The following is a 15,824-nucleotide window of genomic DNA, read 5'->3' as shown; positions in this document are numbered from 1 at the left end:
TAGCTAAATCCGCTTCTCACAGGCTCAACTTGTCTGTAAGAGGCGAGTGTCATTGTCTGAAATACAAATCAATACGTGATTAAAGCTGACCTCCGTCGCGAAGCCCTGGCCCGCCGTCGCGCCCTGCCTGAGGCAGAGGTAGCGCGCCGTAGCGCTCTGTTGTGGCAACAGCTGGTGCAGGAGTTTTTGTTAGCGCAGTGGCGGTGGCTGCATGTATTTCTGCCGATTCCACAGCAGCATGAGCCGGATACTTGGCTGCTCATTCGGCACCTGTGGGCCCACCAGCAGGCGGTAAAGCTGGCTGTACCCGTAGTGCAGGCCGATGGCCGAACTTTGCGCCACTATCACCTCACGCCCGAAACGCAGTTACTGAATAACCGCTGGGGCATTCCGGAGCCAGTAGGTGCCACCGAAGTGCAGCCAGCGCAATTAGATGCGGTGCTAGTGCCGCTGCTGGCTTTCGATGAAACCGGCCACCGCGTAGGCTACGGCAAAGGCTTCTACGACCAGTTTCTAGGCCAGTGCCGGCCCGATACATTGCGCATCGGCCTGTGCCTGGAGCCCCCCGTGCCGCGCATAGCGGACGCCTGGGCTGGTGATGTACGCCTGCACGCCTGCATCACGCCGGAGCAAGTGTGGCGGTTTGACGCCTAGCGTTGTACACTATAAGCGTGCATGGACAGACAGTAAAAGAGCAACGTTCTGCTTGATCTGGCGTCCACTTGTCTAAAACTCTCTCGTACTGACGTTGCAACGCTAACTGGTCCTTAGGACTGGGTAGAAAAGGCCGAGCTTTCGGCCCGGTTGCGTCGGCGGCTTTTGGGAGGCGTGTCTTTATCGGAAGATGCGGGAGAATTGGTGCGCTGCGCGGCTAAAACCTGAGCTAGTTTGCACAATCCACTTTTCATAAGAGGGATAAATTAAGAATAGAGATAGAGCCGCCGCAGACTAATAGAGGCGGAAATTAAAGTAGCAATATATAGTGGATAAAACCGTGTAGCAACCGCTTTGAGAAAAACACCCCATAGGCCTAGCAAGCCGGCAGATAACCCACTAGGGAAACGGCAGCAGTTTAGGGGGCTACTTCTACTTTGGTGATGCGCGCCTGGCCCCAGGGCGCAATGCTCACTTGCACCCGCAACGACTGGCGTTGCTCTAATTGGCGGCCCATATTTTCGGGCACATAGTAGCGCTCCAGGCCGTAGCGCAGGCGCATACCGCGCCGCCATACATCCTGCACTGAGCCCCGCAGCACTGCCTGGTCAGGTTTGGTTTCGGGCTTTTCGGGGTACACGCCTACGGCCTCAAAGGTGCCATTGCGTGGCTCCAGGAGCACGTAGGCCGCCTGCTGCCGGCGCGGAAGCTCCTTGCCTTTCCACAGATGGCCCGGGAGCTGGCTGATGGCATAGTTCAGCCGGACATAGTCGCCGTAGAGCAGGTCGCGCGGATCTACGGGGGTGGTGCGGAGCGAGATGGTGCGGCCCAACGCTTCTGTGGCGTAGCCGGCTACTGCCACGCCCAGTACGAAGAGCACTTGCGCTGCCACCAGCCACTTCAGCCACCGCCGCAGTTGCGGCAGCGGCAGATTGGCTACCTGGCCTAGGGGGCGGGCGCCGGGCGCAGTCGGAGCGGATGTGGTCGGCTCGCTCATGACTTGGCAGTTGATTTATCGGCAAACGTGTGGTTGGCCCGACGGCGCAGGTACCAGCTCAAGCTCAACAACAGTACGCCGCCCAGCAGGAAAAACAGCGACTTATCCATGAAGCCCCATGTGAGCTTGAAGTAGGCCACTGCCGTGGTGATGATGAACAGCACGGTGCCCAGCGTTACGCGGTCGGGGTTTTGCTCCTGGTGTGCCCGGAAGAGCACCGAGCCCGAGTAAGCGTACAATACTACCAGCGTAGCCACGGCCAGTGGTAGGCCACCCGTAAAGTAAAAACCGGGTAAGAGCAGCAGCCAATCGGTGGCACTGCTGAGGCGGCCGCGCCGCTGCTTGCCCACCAACGACAGCGCCAGCACCGCGCCCATAGCCCCCAGGTAGGCCAGTAGCGGCGGCCGTAGCTCGCCTGTGTACATATCCGACTCGCCGAACAAGGCCAGACCCAGCGTAAACAGGAAAGCGGCTACCAGCGGCGGCCCCTGCATGGCCCGGCCCGCCGGACGGTCGGGCTGCCAGTCGCCGAAGGCGTAAATGAGCATGGCGGGCACAAAGAACCACGTGATTTTGATGTGCAGATGATTAATCAGCAAGGCCGCCTGCCAGAGCAGCCCGGTAGCCAGCACGCCGCCCGCCAGGGAATCGGGGCGGCGCCACCAGAAGTAGCCCAGGCCCAGCGCCGTGAAAGCGGCCGTGAGGTAGCTGAAGGCGCCCAGCTGGCCGGTGTTGTAGCCCTGCACGATGCCCCCAATCACGACCGTCATGATAAACAGCAGGCGGCTACGATAGAGCCACGTGAGGCCCATGCCAGCCACGGCCCAGGCCAGTAGGCCAGTCAGGTCATACCCAATAAGTTGATAGAGCTGGCTGGTGAGCACAATGCTGGCCCCGAACAGAATCAGGCCCAGCGCAATCAGACCCATGCCCAAGTTGGTGTTGCCTCGGCGGCGGAAATGCTCACCGGCTGCATAAGCGGCCCCCAGTGCCCCCAGCAGTACCGCCAGACGTACCCATTCCGGCAGGCCCTGCCAGTTGGCGGCCACCAGACTCAGCGCACTCAGGCCTACCAAAAAGCTGCCCAGCAGGGGCAATAGGCCTATGGCTGTGGCATCGGTGGGGTAGAGGGCCAGTAGTTTTTCCCGCTGCTCTTCCGTGATAATGCCTTGCTGCACCCACTGAGGACCGTCGGTTTCCAGGAATTTTCGACTCATAATAGCCCGAACTTACACAGGATGCAGGAAAGTTAGCAGGCGCATTATCATTCTTCCAGATGGATTCGCTTGTTGGCCCAGGCTTTCCGCTCCCGGCGGCGCTGCTCGGCTCTGTGGTTAATATGTCCACCGTGGGAGATCCGCTTGTCGGAGTCAAAGTGCATTACGTGTTCAGCAAGGCGTGCTCCTGGTCGAACCATCAGACCGTAAAAGGGACAGGTATCGTAGGGGCAGTTGTGCTTAGCGTACGTGCCAAAATTGCGGTGCTGGATGCGTTTCTCAGTCAATATGCGCTGTTGTGCCCGGATAATTTCATCCCACGCAGCCCGTTCGTCAGCCACCGTTAGCTCCTGGCCCAGCGTGTTGAGGCGCAAGTAGGTGAAAGGATCTTTCAGCTGTAAAAACTCGTAAAACTTTGGAAAAGCCTCAATAGCGGCGTCCCGCAAATGCAGTCGCTGCTCCAACGTCAACTTCTCGTTTTCTAGTAGACTGCGGAACAGTCCTAGCGAGTTAAAGTCGGTATAGCGCCGGTAGTTAACCAGCAGGTTCCGGTAGTCGGCTTCGGTAAGCTGGTTGAGGCGACGATTAAGCTTCATTATGAATATGAATGGTTACGCCGCCTTCCGGGCCCGGGTCATTTCGCGCTTGCCGGGAGGGCCGGGAATTTTCTCTACCAGCCAGCCGGCGGCTTTTAGGCTCCGGCGGAAGCTGCCTTTGGCGCAGTAGCTCACCAGCACGCCGCCGGGAGCGGTAGCGGCGTAGAGCTGCGCAAAAATCTCATCGGTCCACATGTCGGGCTGCTTTTCGGGCGCGAAGGCATCGAAGTAGATAACCTGGTAGGTGTTTTCGGATAGAGGCGTATCCTGCAGGGCGCCCGCCATCTTGAGTAGCACAAACTGCGGGGTGAGCACTACGGGGCGGTTCCAGCTGGAGGCATGCAGCTGCTGATGATAATCGAGGAGGTCTTCGTTGGTGAGGTAAGTTTCGGTGCTGAGCTGCCCGATGACGTTAGCGGGCAGGGGAAACTTCTCGATGGTATCGTAGAAGATAACCTGCGGCGCGTGCAAAGTGCGCTCCAGCGTGAGCAGCGCATTCAGGCCGGTGCCAAAGCCTACTTCCAGCACCCAAACCGGCACCGTAGCTTCCGCTGATTCTGCCAGGGCGGGCTCCAAGCCAGCGGCGAGGTACACGTGGCGGGCCTCCTGGAGGGCGCCGTGGGTGGAATGGTAGTGTTCATCGAGGGCGGGCACGTAGAGCGTGCTGGAGCCATCGGCGGTGGTGCGTACTTCGAGTAGGGGTGTAGACATGCGGGCTGTGGAATGGAATGGGGAGGACGGGAGGGGCAGAACGAACGAAACGCAGAGCGGAAAAAAAGGAAATTCAGCGGCAACTTTGTCGGCGGTACGTAGTCCTCTTACCTTCCGTTATCAACTTCACACCTACATGGCCCGCATTAAGGTAAATCTACCGGAAACTTTCCTTTTTACCACGCAATTGCCCATCCGGATTACGGACCTCAATTACGGCGCGCACCTGGGCAACGATGCCCTGCTCAGCCTGCTGCACGAAGCACGGGTGCAGTTCCTGCAACACGTTGGCCGCCAGGAAGTAGACCGTGCCACGGGCCTAGGCCACATCATGGCCGATGTAGCCATTGAGTACAAAGGCGAAGGCTTCCACGGCGACGTGCTGCACATCCAGATGGCGGCTACTGATCTGCACACCTTCGGCTTCGATATTGTGTACTGGGTGAAAAACCAGGACGGCCGCGAAATAGCCCGCGCCAAAACCGGCATGCTCGGCTTCAACTACAACACCCGCAAGCTGCTGGCCCTGGATGAAGAAGCTGTGCGCCGGTTGCGCGGAGAGTAGTGGCCTAGGCCGTTTTGGTCAAAAGGTTATAATGACCCGTCATGCTGAGCTTGTCGAAGCATCTCTACCGCTTCGTTGCTTTCGTGCTAGGCCAGTAGTTAGCCAGAGGTAGAGATGCTTCGGCAAGCTCAGCATGACGGGCTATTAGACGTAGTACGTTACGAGCGAATCACTAGCCCCAATTCCTGACTATAGGCACAATGCCAAATTTTCGGGAACCCAACTGCCTCTGGTGTTGTATCTTTGCCGCTATGATTGACTTGCCCGTACTCACCAAGCGCGATATCCGCAAACTCACCCCCGACGAGCTTAAAACCTTTATGGTAGAGCACGGCGAAAAGCCTTTCCGGGCTAAGCAGGTGAGCGAGTGGCTGTGGAAAAACACGGCCTCGTCGTTTGAGGAGATGAACAATATCTCCCTGGCTACGCGGCAGTTACTCGATCAGTATTTCACCATCAACGGGGTGAAGGTGCAGAACCAGCAGCTCTCCAACGATGGCACCATCAAGTCGGCGTTCCGGCTCTACGATGGTAACATTGTGGAAGGCGTGCTTATTCCGCACGATACCCGCATGACGGCCTGTATCAGCTCGCAGGTGGGCTGCTCGCTCACGTGTAAGTTCTGCGCCACCGGTTACATGGACCGCAAGCGTAACCTCGATGCCGCCGAAATCTACGACCAGGTAGTGCGTATCCGGGAGCAGTGCGAGGCCCAGTATGGCACGCCGCTTACCAATATCGTGTACATGGGCATGGGCGAGCCGCTGCTGAACTACGCTAACGTAGTGGAAAGCGTGCGCCGCATCACGGCCCCCGATGGTTTGAACATGGCGCCACGCCGCATCACCATCAGCACCGCCGGCATCGCCAAGATGATCAAGAAGCTGGCCGACGACGACGTGAAGGCCAATCTGGCCCTTTCGCTGCACGCCCCGAATGATGCCAAGCGCAACGAAATTATGCCCATCAACGAAGCCAACTCCCTGGCCTCGCTGAAGGAAGCCCTAAAATACTACCACCAGGCCAACGGCCGCAAGGTGACCTACGAGTACATCGTGTTCGAGAGCTTTAACGACACGCTGCAGGATGCCGAGGAGTTGTACCAGATTTCGAAGTGGATTCCCTGCAAGGTGAACCTCATCGAGTACAACCCCATCGAAAACGCCTCCTACGTCAACACCGCCGACGATAAGCTAACGGCCTTCCATAAGTACCTCGCCGACCGCGGCGTGCAAACCAACATCCGCCGCTCACGCGGTAAGGATATTGATGCTGCCTGCGGCCAGCTGGCCGTTAAGGAGAAGGCCGAAGTGGCCTAGGGCCGTGTGTGATAACTAGTAGGCAAGAGAAAGCCCCGTCGTTCTTAAGAACGACGGGGCTTTCTCTTGGCAAAACATGATCAGCTAAGTGTAAACTAGTCAGGGCTTCCAAGCAGAAGCTTCATCTGAGAGCAAGAGGTTAGCATATAACCTGACAGCAGATTGCCCAGGTACTGAACAGTTTGCTGATTATTACCAGCCGGACCGTATAGCTGCATAATTTGAGGGCCGCGGGAGTTGAGAGAACTCATAAATTCTTTCCTGAAAACTGCCGTTCGCTCCGCGGAAGTTTTTTTCTGTAAGCTGCCTTGTGTATTCAGTGCTGTAAGCCGTTGGCATAGCTCATCTCCCCAGGAAGAGATAAACGCTTTCTCAGCATCGGATGCATCTGTATTCGTACGACTAAATTTTTGGTATAGGCTGGCTGCTGGCCTACAGGTCCGAACCAGTTGTATTGCGACGGTAGTAGGAAGAGTGGTCCGCAGTTTCTCGTATGCTCCTGCCACTTGGCTACGTTGCGCGAGTTGCCGGATAGCAGGAACTTGCTCTTCTATAACATCTGATAAGGCCTGCTCAAAAGTTTGCTGAGCTTGCACCGAGCTTAACGAGGCAAATTCCACTCGTTGCTGTTGCATTGTGAGCCGCTGGCAGGTCGCATCAGAAAGCTGTTTCATGAGGCGTTGCTGCCCTGGTATAGTATCAGCTATAGTAGGCGTGGCTAGGGCGTTAAGGCTACATGAGAGTAGCCAACAGCACACTAGATAGGTGAATAGTTTCATAGGTATTGATAGCAACCTTGTATAGATATAGGCTGCCAAAGCTAACATATGCTGCCTTAACACCACTGCCCGGCTTAATTACTTCTGCGCCGTTTTGCCGAAGCGCAAGGACAGGTCCAGATACACCGGATAGATGTAGCCGAACGCACCTTCGCTCTTGAACGGAGCCACGTAGAAAGATCCAATGCCGAAGGTAGTGCGGGCCCAGTTCAGGCGCACGCCATACAGGCCCCCTAGGCCACCGCTGCCCGACGTGATAAGGTAGTTTTCCGACATCAACGACAGGCGCTTGCTCACGCGGGTGGCGCCGCTCAGCACGGCCACCGGCGACTTACCGAACCCCTGTTCCTCGGTGTTGCCGCCCGTAAAGCCATAGCCCAGCCCGAAGGTCAGGTTGTAGTCGGCGCTGCCTACGGTGGCCAGTCCGTAGGCCACTCCGGCGCCGTAGCCTGTAGCATTGGAGTTGAAATCGGGGATGCGGGCGTAGAGTACCCCCGCGCCCACACTAAGCGTTTTGCTGACCGGGAAGCTGACCTTGGGGGTAATGGCGATGAACTGGTTGCCTAGGCCTACACCCGGCAAGGCCGACGCCAGAATGCCAAAAGAAAAGTTGTCCGTGAGGCCGTAATTCACGCCCAGCAAGAACAGGTCGATGGTTTGAGCGTAGCCTTCACCGGCTTGCAGGTTGCGCGCGGTGGGGGCGAAGAATACCCGCGTACCGTTGCCCACGTAGCCCCAGGTAGGATGGCGCAGGGCATCTTTGGTTTCCGTTTGCGGTATGAGCACCATTTGCACAATCTGGTCGCGGCCCACGATGATGGCGCCCGGCTCATCAGAGGTAAACTCCAGCTCCTGAGAGCGAATGGCGCGCAGCACACCCGCAAAGGTAGTCCCCGAGCGCAGCGTGACGCGGTACGTGCGGCCCAGGGAGTCGGGCGGGAGGGCGCCGGTAGTGGGCTGCAGCGCACGGGCCTGGTCGTTTATCTTCTGGCGCATAGCCAGAAACTCTGACTGGGGCACCGGCAACAGCAGCGTGCGGCCATCGGTGAGGGTGGTGCGCAGCGTAATGGCGCTATCGGGCGCCAAGACCTGCACGAAACGGGCCTCGCTGAATTCCTTGGCCGTATAATACGGGAACAGGTGGTAGGTGGCTTTTTCCCGGCTATCGATAACCTCGCCCACAGCAGGACTTACCACCAGAACCCGAGTAGCAGGCTGCTGAGCCTGAGCGGTGTAGCTGAGTAGCAACAAGAAAATGGCCAGCAACCGGCCAAGGAGTAGAGAGGGGAACATGGAATGAGCCGAAAAGGAGTACGGCTCAAACGTATCAATTCATCTCTATATAGTAGCTATCAGAGTGCTGCCATAAAGTAGCTATATCAGACTTTTGGGAAAGCCCCGTTGCAACACAAAAAAGAGGTCTGAAAGGCTATTTCATGCCTTTCAGACCTCTTCAAATAATTCCTAGGCCAGTAGCACAGGACTTTCTGCGAGGTGCAAAATTCTGCCCAGCAGTCGATAGGTGCCGTAGGCCAGTAGGGGCCAGCTGGCTACCCCCGGAAGCGACCTACGGAACGGGGGCGGCCCGTGCTGATTTCTTCCTTGGTTTCGCCCTCGGGCACTTCGCGGGTTTCGATGCGCACGGCGTGGGCTTTGGGCTGCACTTTCTGCCCGAAGGCATCAGCAAACTCCTGCGTAAACTCGGCCCCAAAGAAGATGATGAGCGACGAGTAGTTTACCCACAACAGCAGCACAATGGCTGAGCCCGCAGCCCCGAATGCCGAGCCGGGGTCTGATTTGGCAATGTAGAAGGCTATCAAATATTTACCTATCAGAAAGAGCAGCGAGGTAATAACGGCGCCCACGCCCACATCGCGCCACCGAATAATGGCATCGGGCAGGTAGCGGTAAATCAGGGCGAAGAGTAGGGAAGTGATGAACAGGGACAGCAGGAAATCGACGATATGAATGAAGATAACGGCCACTTCCGGGAACCACGCCTGCAGCTGATCGGTGAACACGCTCAGCAAGGCGCTGATAACAAAGGAGATAAGTAAGAGCAATGCCACGCTCAAAATCAGGCCGAAGGACAGCAGCCGGTCGCGCACAAACTGCCAGATACCATTGCGCGGCTTCACCTTCAGGTTCCAGATATCATTGATGCTCTCCTGCAGCGTGACAAAGAATGTGGTGGCCGCAAATATCAGGGTACCAATGCCAATGATGGAAGCTAGGCCACTCTTCTGCTGCTTAGTAAACTCGGCAATGGAGTTTTGCAGAAAGGCGGCGGAGTCGGCCCCGAGGAAGCCGCGCATCTGCCCGTAAATCTGCCCGGTTACGGCCTCGGCTCCATACACGGCGCTGGCCGTCGTGATGACGATGAGCAGCAGCGGCGGCAGCGAGAAGATGGTGTAGTATGACAGCGCAGCGGCGTGCCGGAACGAGTTATTTACCATGAACTCGCTGGCCGTGGTTTTCAGAATATTGAGAACGTCAGAAAGGCGGTAATGCGTAGACATGGGCAAAACAAGATGGAGGATACGCCTGCTAGTACGGCGGCTATTGGTGCTGCGTTGGCTAAAGATGACGGCCTGTGCTATCTTTAGCGTACAAGCTCAGCCGCAGCCAGGTAGGCTACCGGACTCAGTATTTCCTCCTATGATGCGTGTTTACAGCCTTTCCAAGTCAGTAGTTGCTTTGGGTGTTGCCGCCCTGGCGCTCAGTTCTTCGGCCTGCCAGCAAAAAGCTCCCGCTTCCGACGCCGCCACCTCCGGTACGCCCATGGCGCCTCCCGCCGATACAGCCGCTTTCCCGGCCGCGCCCGACTTCGACCGGGCCGGCTCCGATGCCAAGGCTATGGCCCTCGCCGATAAGGTGATGCGCCAAATGGGCGGCTACCCCGCTTGGCAGCAAACCCGCCTGCTCGGCTGGGACTTCCTGGATGGCTCTTACCAGCTCTGGGACAAGCAAACCGGCGACTTTCACTGGCAGAAAGACAACCTAGTGGGTGTGTACAACATCAACTCCAAGCAAGGACAGGCCTACCGCGACGGGCAGGATATCTCGACTACTGAAGAAGGCAAGAAGCTGCTGGACCGCCTGTACCCCATCTGGGTAAACAACTCCTGGTGGCTAGTGATGCCCTTCAAGCTGAAGGATTCCGGCGTGACGCTGACCTACAAAGGCCCCGCTACCATGATGGATGGCAAGCCCGCCGAGGTGCTCAACATGACCTTCAAAAATGTGGGCGTAACGCCCGATAATAAGTACGAAGTACTCATCAACCCCGCCACCAACCTCATTGAGGAGTGGGCCTACTTCCCGAAAGCCACCGACGCGCAGCCCGCCTTCCGCCGCCGCTGGGCCGACTACCGCAAGTACGGCAGCATCCAACTCGCTTCAGACCGCACCGATGGCAAAGACGGCCGCAAACTCGACCACGTTTCTGCCTCGAACACCGTACCAGCCGGCCTGATGACCAGCAAAACGCCCGTAACGAAGCTGTAGGCTTGGGCCAGTTCAAGAGTAAGGGAAGAGCCCCAGCACTAGTTGTTGGGGCTCTTTTGGTTGATGGCTATTTCCTGAATTCCCAAGTCAACTGCTCAATAGGAGCCTCCCGCAAAGCCTTCGCCAGTTCCGCATCATCCTTAAACTGCAGCTGCTCCAGCGTCGATACTTCTACACTCACCGTGAAGCTATTAGCCAGAAAGGGCCACGGCTGCACCGTGATGGGGCCATCAGGTTCGGGGCGCACCACATCGTAGCGCTGCCCATCCTGGCCAGTATAAATTTCCAGGCTGCGGCCCATTTCGGGGAGCTCCTGCCGGCACAAGATCAGGCTCAGCCGGTCGCACCAATGCATCAGGTCGTAGTAGCGCTGCGTTTCCTTGCGTGTGAGGTGCAGCTCCTTCATCCATTGCTTCTGCTGGGCTTGCTGCTCATCAAGAAAGGCATCGGTTTGTTTGTTTTGGCCGCGTAGTTCCTCATATAATGTGCTCATGTGCAGACTAGTGAGCAGACTGCGCCACCTCCCTTGAAAGCGCGCCGCGCGCATCACGCCGGTGGCCTGCTCCAAGGCAAACTCCTTCATCGTGAAATTGGCGGGGGCCCCGGCCGGAGTCAGGCCATAGTGCCCGTTCCAGTCGGGCTGCTCATCGTCGTGTTGGGCAATGGCGGCTAATAGGCCTACCCATTTATCGGTAGGCCCGAACGGTTGCCAGTGCCAGCCGAGCTGCGTGGCTAGCAGGCCGTGGGCCTGTTGGTAAATAATCTGCCAGCCGGCGGGGGTGTGGTTGACAATCATGGAAATGGGAGGTGCCGTGTACCTGCTGAGGAACGTAAGGAAGGCGCAGAGGTTAGACAGCAAAAAGCCCCGCCGGGTTAGGCGGGGCTTTTGTAGTGGTAGATTGGCCTAGGCCACTGGCGCGGCGGCCATGTGCTTCAGCAGTTGATCAGCCCAGTAGGCGGGCAGCTCAATTTCAACGCCACCTGCTCTGAACGAACCAGGGCTAAATTCCGGCTCACTGAAGCGCGTGGCCTGAAACTGCTCTGGGGCCTGCAGCAGCTCCAGGTCTGCGTAAGGGATTCGTACTGCGGCAGAGGAAAACCCAAACCGATTGCAGAGAATCAAGGTGTTTACTTCGAATCCAATGTCCAGTACTCCTGTGAATCGGACATTGCCAATCCGGCCTATCGTTAGCGTTTCCGTGTTCGGTATAACCTGCTTGCTATCGTACCGCTGCCGTAACTGCCGCCAGCCAGGTTGAGGCAGTAGGAAGGCGTTCCCAGTCATGTTGCCGTTGCGCTGTTGCACAATACGCTTTAGCCAGAATCCTAGGCTCATCAATGCGCCCAGTACCACCAAGCGGGCCAGAGTATACAACGCTTCGGGCATGACTAACAATGCAAAGACGAAAGCTATTCTAAACCGCCAGAGTTACCATCTGCTTCAAATGCAGCAGCATGTCGTCGGTCATCTTGTCCAGGGTAAACTGCGGCTGCCATCCCCAATCCTGGCGGGCCTTGGAGTCGTCGATGCTGGCAGGCCAGGAGTTGGCAATCTGCTGGCGCGAGTCGGGCTGGTAGGTCACCCGGAAATCGGGGTAGTGGCGCTGGATGCTGCGCGTAATTTCCTCGGGCGAGAAGCTCATGGCACCCAGGTTGTAGCTGCTGCGCACTTTGATGTTATCGGCGGGGGCGTGCATCAGGTCCAGGGTGGCTTTCAGGGCATCGGGCATGTACATCATGGGCAGGTAGGTGTCCTGCTCCAGGAAGCACTCGTAGGCCTGTCCGGCCACGGCTTTGTGGTAGATGTCCACGGCATAATCGGTGGTGCCGCCGCCGGGCAGGCTCTTGTAGCCGATGAGGCCGGGGTAGCGCAGGCTGCGCACATCCAGGCCATGCTTGCGGAAATACCACTCGCACCACTGCTCGCCGGCCAGCTTGCTGATGCCATACACCGTGTTGGGGTTCATGACGGTCAGCTGGGGTGTATTCTCGCGGGGCGTATCAGGCCCGAACACGGCGATGCTGCTAGGCCAGTACACCTGCTGCACGCCCAGGTCAACGGCCGCATCCAGCACATGAAACAGGCCATCCATGTTCAGCTGCCAGCCAAACTTGGGATTTTTCTCGGCGGTAGCCGAGAGGAGCGCCGCCAGGTGGTACACCTGCTTGGGCTTGTACTGGCGCATCACTTCCTCCAGGCGCGGTTTATCCAGCACATCCAGCAGTTCAAACGGGCCGGCTTCCTGGGCATCGGCGTTTTGAGGCGCCCGCACATCGGCGGCTACTACGTTTGAGGCGCCATAGATCTGGCGAAGCTCATGGGTAAGCTCTAGGCCAAGCTGGCCGCCGGCTCCGATTACCAGAATGGTGTCGCTGGGGGTGGATTGCATGCTGCTGAATTAGGAGGAAGTGGGTGGATGGGGGACCACAAAGATAACGGGGTGAAACGGTTTGGCGCGGAGATTCTCCGGCAGGCCATCAACGCGAAAACGTGTGGTGCTGGCCGACATACAACCTCCCAGGGCCCGGTGGTATCTAGCTTCTAAATCTTCTAGGCCACTTCCTATATATCCGCGCATCTGTCTTACCTGCCTTCTATGTCCAATCCGTGCCTGACTCGTTGCCTGCTAGGCCTGTGGCTGCTTCTGTTTATGCCCATTGGTGGGCATGGGCAGCCGTCCGCGCCCATCTACCGGAATTTGGTGATGGAGGGCGGTGGCATCCGAGGCATTGCCTACGGCGGAGCGCTGGCCGAGCTGGAAAAGCAAGGCGTGTTGAGTGGCCTACAGCGGGTGGGTGGTACCTCGGCGGGCGCCATTCAGGCGGCGCTACTGGCAGTAGGCTACTCGCCGCAGGAAATCATAGATGTAGTGAACGACACGCCCATTCAGCGCCTCAACGATGGCCGGCTGATGTTTCTGGGCGGCGGCACCCGTCTCGTGAAGCAATACGGCTGGTACCGCGGCGATGAACTGGCCCGCTACCTCAACCACCTGGTAGCCCGCAAAACCCAGCAGCCCAATCTCACGCTAGGCCAGTTGCACACGCTGGCCCGGAAGCAGCCTACCCGTTACCGCGACCTGTACACCACCGGCACCAACCTTACCACCCAGCGCACCCAGGTGTTCAGCTACGAAACCCACCCCGATCTGCGCGTGGCCGATGCCGTGCGCATCAGCATGAGTATTCCGCTTTACTTCCGGGCTGTGCTGCTGGATGCGCAGGGCCACATGGTGCGCCGCCCTGCCAAAGGACAGGAGGTAAACGTGCTGGTAGATGGTGGCCTACTGGCCAATTATCCCATCTGGCTGTTTGATGAAGCGCGCTACCTGCCCGCCGCCGGAGCCCCGGAAACCCCCGACGGCCCCGTTTTCAACCCCGAAACCCTGGGCCTGCGCCTGGATAGGCCCGCTCAGCTGGCGCTGGATACCCTGCCCGATGGCCGGCAGCAGCTCGCGCCCTACCGCGTGCAGGATTTCGGCTCGTATGTTGGTGCGCTCTACACGGTGGCCATCGAATACCTCAACCCGCCGCAGCCCCGCGACTGGGAACGGACCATCAGCATCAGTACCCGCGGCTACAATCCCAAAATCAAGCGGCTCTCGGATGCGCAAAAGCAGGACCTGGTGGACAGCGGCCAGGAAGGCGTGCAGACGTTTTTCAGGAGTGAGAAATAGGCGAAAGAGCACCACCTCGCTGGACTTCAAACTGCAGGCCCAGGCCAGCGTATGCGAATCACCATACGCTCGGTAGGCCAGTGCCTAGGCTAGGCCGGAAAAGGGAAAACCCTGGCTTGATCCGGATTCTCAGGAGTTACTGGCAAAGCACAGGCAAGCCTCATGTTTATCTGAACAGTATACTTTGCATTTGAATTTTTCCATGAAACATTTTTGCTTAGGCTGCCCGCCTTCCTGGCGCTTTGCACCTGAGTGTTTACCTCGTGGCACCCGAGCATATAGCCCTGTGCATGGCTAAACCACGCCACAACTTTAGCGTGCCGGAGGATGTTTCCATCTGGTTATTAGCGGTGTACAGAGTATTGGTCAGGTGCTGTTGCTCTAGGCCAGGTAGCAGAACCAGAACACAATCAGCAGGTAAACCTATTTCTTTCTGCAACGACGAATATTAAGAAGTAGCTTTGCACCGAATACTTCTCTTCTGCTCTTTCTTACACCTGTTTGCATTTATTTTATGTCCTTGTTTCGTTTGGCTTTGCTGGGCGGCTGGCTTTTGCTGGCTCCCGTTGTGCAGGCTTCTTCTATCCCTCAGGCCCCGCCAGTAGCGCATAGCTCCCTATACAGTGCCGAAGAAGTTACATTCACCAACGGTGTGGATAAGCTTCAGCTGGCCGGCACCTTAACCGTTCCGAAAGGAGCGGGCCCGTTTCCGGCGGTAGTGCTGCTCTCCGATATGGGCACACAGAACCGTGACGGCGCCGTGAATGGCTACGCTCCGCTGCAGGTGCTGGCGGAATATCTCTCGGAGCAAGGCGTTGTGGTGCTGCGCTTTGATGACCGGGGCGTAGGCAAATCGGAAGGCGACAACAACAGCGCTAGCACGCTTGACCGGGTGAAGGATGCTCAAGCGGCCGTAGCCTATCTGCGTACCCGCCCCGAAGTAAACACCAGCCGCATTGGCGTTATTGGGCACGGCGAAGGAGGCAATGTAGGCCTATTGGCTGCCGCTCAGGCATTGCCGCCTGCTTTCGTGGTAGCCCTGGCCGCTTCCGGGCAAGTAGGCCGCGAGATGCTCGCCAACAAGCAAGCCACGTTGCGCATGATACCCGCCCCCGATACGATGTACACGCTGGGCCGGCGCCAGCAGATGGCCCAGAAGGCCATGGAACAGCAGATGGCCAATATGCGGGCATCCGGCGCTAATGCTATGCAGTTGGAGAAAGCCCTGAACCAGCATCAGCTGCAGCAGAAAACGGAGGCTCAGGCCAAGCTGGCTAAAGCCTTGTCGCGAGAGCAGTCGATGCTGGAAATTGTGCGGCAGAATCCCGACAACCTGCAGGTGCAAGCCATTTTGGCCAACATGATGCGCCAAGACGATGCCCTACTGGAGCTGAGCCGGGCGCGGGCCATTGCAGCCCGCCGCACCACCCCGTGGTACCGCAGTTACCTGAACTTCGATCCGCAGCAATACCTGGGCAACGTGAAGTGCCCCGTGCTTCTTATGCAAGGCCTCGATGACGAAGAAGTGGCCCCTACCAACCTGGCCTTGCTGGAAAAAGGATTGAAGGCCAACCGCACGGTTACGGTGCAACGGTTTGAGGGCGTCAACCACAGCTTCCAGGCCCCTGAATCGTACTGGCCTATGGTCGATAATGTGCCGAAACCCATCTTCTCGTACGTTGTCCTGACGTCTATTCGCGACTGGGTACAGAAGAAATAGGCCTAGGCCAGTAGATTGGCTCGTGCATGCATAGTCATAGAAGGACTTTATCCAGCTCGGATAAAGTCCTTCGCTTTTTGCC

16 protein-coding genes are annotated in these 15,824 nt (G+C 57.8%); 6 read left to right on the top strand and 10 right to left on the bottom strand.

Going from position 1 to position 15,824, the window contains the following annotated elements; all coding sequences use genetic code 11:
• The first annotated feature begins 75 nt into the window (after positions 1–75).
• Positions 76–654, top strand: a complete 579-nt coding sequence (locus CFT68_RS16420) for a 5-formyltetrahydrofolate cyclo-ligase (RefSeq protein ID WP_088844608.1) — start codon at positions 76–78, stop codon at positions 652–654.
• Positions 655–1,072: 418 nt separating this feature from the next.
• On the opposite strand, the gene CFT68_RS16415 is transcribed toward CFT68_RS16420, so the two are convergent.
• The 4 genes from CFT68_RS16415 to mnmD are packed head-to-tail and all read right to left on the bottom strand — an operon-like array spanning position 1,073 to position 4,175.
• Positions 1,073–1,651: a GDYXXLXY domain-containing protein gene (locus tag CFT68_RS16415; RefSeq protein ID WP_088844607.1), complete on the bottom strand. Its 579-nt coding sequence runs from the start codon at positions 1,649–1,651 to the stop codon at positions 1,073–1,075.
• On the bottom strand, positions 1,648–2,868 hold the full coding sequence (locus CFT68_RS16410) for a DUF2157 domain-containing protein (protein WP_088844606.1): 1,221 nt from the start codon (positions 2,866–2,868) through the stop codon (positions 1,648–1,650). Before CFT68_RS16410 ends, CFT68_RS16415 begins: the two co-directional genes overlap by 4 nt.
• Positions 2,869–2,915: 47 nt before the next feature.
• The gene (locus tag CFT68_RS16405; RefSeq protein WP_212590425.1) at positions 2,916–3,464 is read right to left on the bottom strand and encodes a hypothetical protein; all 549 of its coding nucleotides are present in this window, start codon (positions 3,462–3,464) and stop codon (positions 2,916–2,918) included.
• Positions 3,465–3,479: 15 nt separating this feature from the next.
• Positions 3,480–4,175, bottom strand: a complete 696-nt coding sequence (gene mnmD, locus CFT68_RS16400; protein WP_088844605.1) for a tRNA (5-methylaminomethyl-2-thiouridine)(34)-methyltransferase MnmD — start codon at positions 4,173–4,175, stop codon at positions 3,480–3,482.
• A gap of 136 nt (positions 4,176–4,311) precedes the next feature.
• On the opposite strand from mnmD, the gene CFT68_RS16395 reads away from it, so the two are divergent.
• Together CFT68_RS16395 and rlmN are read left to right on the top strand one after the other, a co-directional pair.
• Entirely contained in the window at positions 4,312–4,740 is a 429-nt protein-coding gene (locus CFT68_RS16395) for a thioesterase family protein (protein ID WP_088844604.1), read from the top strand.
• A 251-nt stretch (positions 4,741–4,991) separates the two neighbouring features.
• Positions 4,992–6,059 (top strand): 23S rRNA (adenine(2503)-C(2))-methyltransferase RlmN, encoded by a 1,068-nt coding sequence (gene rlmN / locus CFT68_RS16390; protein ID WP_088844603.1) that lies wholly within the window; start codon positions 4,992–4,994, stop codon positions 6,057–6,059.
• Positions 6,060–6,154: 95 nt separating this feature from the next.
• On the opposite strand, the gene CFT68_RS16385 is transcribed toward rlmN, so the two are convergent.
• The 3 genes from CFT68_RS16385 to CFT68_RS16375 all read right to left on the bottom strand — a co-directional run bounded on the left by CFT68_RS16385 (position 6,155) and on the right by CFT68_RS16375 (position 9,357).
• On the bottom strand, positions 6,155–6,733 hold the full coding sequence (locus CFT68_RS16385; protein ID WP_088844602.1) for a hypothetical protein: 579 nt from the start codon (positions 6,731–6,733) through the stop codon (positions 6,155–6,157).
• 183 nt (positions 6,734–6,916) lie between these two features.
• The gene (locus CFT68_RS16380; RefSeq protein ID WP_141106596.1) at positions 6,917–8,131 is read right to left on the bottom strand and encodes a hypothetical protein; all 1,215 of its coding nucleotides are present in this window, start codon (positions 8,129–8,131) and stop codon (positions 6,917–6,919) included.
• A gap of 257 nt (positions 8,132–8,388) precedes the next feature.
• Positions 8,389–9,357, bottom strand: coding sequence for a YihY/virulence factor BrkB family protein (locus CFT68_RS16375; protein ID WP_088844600.1), 969 nt, complete (start codon positions 9,355–9,357; stop codon positions 8,389–8,391).
• A 139-nt stretch (positions 9,358–9,496) separates the two neighbouring features.
• On the opposite strand from CFT68_RS16375, the gene CFT68_RS16370 reads away from it, so the two are divergent.
• A complete protein-coding gene (locus tag CFT68_RS16370) occupies positions 9,497–10,345 on the top strand; it encodes a hypothetical protein (RefSeq protein ID WP_088844599.1) in 849 nt (282 codons plus the stop codon).
• A gap of 67 nt (positions 10,346–10,412) precedes the next feature.
• Here CFT68_RS16370 and CFT68_RS16365 read toward each other — a convergent pair whose 3' ends face one another.
• From CFT68_RS16365 to CFT68_RS16355, 3 genes are all read right to left on the bottom strand, one after another.
• Complete coding sequence (locus tag CFT68_RS16365; RefSeq protein ID WP_088844598.1) at positions 10,413–11,141, bottom strand: DUF3891 family protein; 729 nt, start codon at positions 11,139–11,141, stop codon at positions 10,413–10,415.
• A 108-nt stretch (positions 11,142–11,249) separates the two neighbouring features.
• Positions 11,250–11,732, bottom strand: a complete 483-nt coding sequence (locus tag CFT68_RS16360; RefSeq protein ID WP_088844597.1) for a hypothetical protein — start codon at positions 11,730–11,732, stop codon at positions 11,250–11,252.
• Positions 11,733–11,760: 28 nt separating this feature from the next.
• Entirely contained in the window at positions 11,761–12,735 is a 975-nt protein-coding gene (locus CFT68_RS16355) for an NAD-dependent epimerase/dehydratase family protein (RefSeq protein ID WP_088844596.1), read from the bottom strand.
• Positions 12,736–12,942: 207 nt separating this feature from the next.
• Here CFT68_RS16355 and CFT68_RS16350 point away from each other — a divergent pair, with 207 nt between their 5' ends.
• Positions 12,943–14,022 carry a patatin-like phospholipase family protein gene (locus CFT68_RS16350; protein WP_088844595.1) on the top strand — a complete coding sequence of 360 codons (1,080 nt, stop codon included), beginning with the start codon at positions 12,943–12,945 and terminating at the stop codon, positions 14,020–14,022.
• A gap of 514 nt (positions 14,023–14,536) precedes the next feature.
• Complete coding sequence (locus CFT68_RS16345) at positions 14,537–15,742, top strand: alpha/beta hydrolase (protein WP_088844594.1); 1,206 nt, start codon at positions 14,537–14,539, stop codon at positions 15,740–15,742.
• The last annotated feature ends 82 nt before the right edge of the window (positions 15,743–15,824 follow it).

Origin of the sequence: Hymenobacter gelipurpurascens (assembly GCF_900187375.1) — a bacterium.
Classification (GTDB): Bacteria; Bacteroidota; Bacteroidia; order Cytophagales; family Hymenobacteraceae; genus Hymenobacter; species Hymenobacter gelipurpurascens.
Note: the sequence above shows the minus strand (reverse complement) of the source record. Positions and strands in the feature narration are given on the sequence as shown.

Excerpts from the sequence above, each read along its gene's own strand:
- CFT68_RS16365 (WP_088844598.1), bottom strand. The coding sequence starts at position 11,141 with ATGATTGTCAACCACACCCCCGCCGGCTGGCAGATTATTTACCAACAG.
- CFT68_RS16360 (WP_088844597.1), bottom strand. The coding sequence starts at position 11,732 with ATGCCCGAAGCGTTGTATACTCTGGCCCGCTTGGTGGTACTGGGCGCA.
- CFT68_RS16345 (WP_088844594.1), top strand. The coding sequence starts at position 14,537 with ATGTCCTTGTTTCGTTTGGCTTTGCTGGGCGGCTGGCTTTTGCTGGCT.
- CFT68_RS16385 (WP_088844602.1), bottom strand. The coding sequence starts at position 6,733 with ATGAAACAGCTTTCTGATGCGACCTGCCAGCGGCTCACAATGCAACAG.
- CFT68_RS16395 (WP_088844604.1), top strand. The coding sequence starts at position 4,312 with ATGGCCCGCATTAAGGTAAATCTACCGGAAACTTTCCTTTTTACCACG.
- rlmN (WP_088844603.1), top strand. The coding sequence starts at position 4,992 with ATGATTGACTTGCCCGTACTCACCAAGCGCGATATCCGCAAACTCACC.
- CFT68_RS16355 (WP_088844596.1), bottom strand. The coding sequence starts at position 12,735 with ATGCAATCCACCCCCAGCGACACCATTCTGGTAATCGGAGCCGGCGGC.
- CFT68_RS16350 (WP_088844595.1), top strand. The coding sequence starts at position 12,943 with ATGTCCAATCCGTGCCTGACTCGTTGCCTGCTAGGCCTGTGGCTGCTT.
- CFT68_RS16370 (WP_088844599.1), top strand. The coding sequence starts at position 9,497 with ATGATGCGTGTTTACAGCCTTTCCAAGTCAGTAGTTGCTTTGGGTGTT.
- CFT68_RS16375 (WP_088844600.1), bottom strand. The coding sequence starts at position 9,357 with ATGTCTACGCATTACCGCCTTTCTGACGTTCTCAATATTCTGAAAACC.
- CFT68_RS16410 (WP_088844606.1), bottom strand. The coding sequence starts at position 2,868 with ATGAGTCGAAAATTCCTGGAAACCGACGGTCCTCAGTGGGTGCAGCAA.
- CFT68_RS16415 (WP_088844607.1), bottom strand. The coding sequence starts at position 1,651 with ATGAGCGAGCCGACCACATCCGCTCCGACTGCGCCCGGCGCCCGCCCC.
- mnmD (WP_088844605.1), bottom strand. The coding sequence starts at position 4,175 with ATGTCTACACCCCTACTCGAAGTACGCACCACCGCCGATGGCTCCAGC.
- CFT68_RS16405 (WP_212590425.1), bottom strand. The coding sequence starts at position 3,464 with ATGAAGCTTAATCGTCGCCTCAACCAGCTTACCGAAGCCGACTACCGG.
- CFT68_RS16380 (WP_141106596.1), bottom strand. The coding sequence starts at position 8,131 with ATGTTCCCCTCTCTACTCCTTGGCCGGTTGCTGGCCATTTTCTTGTTG.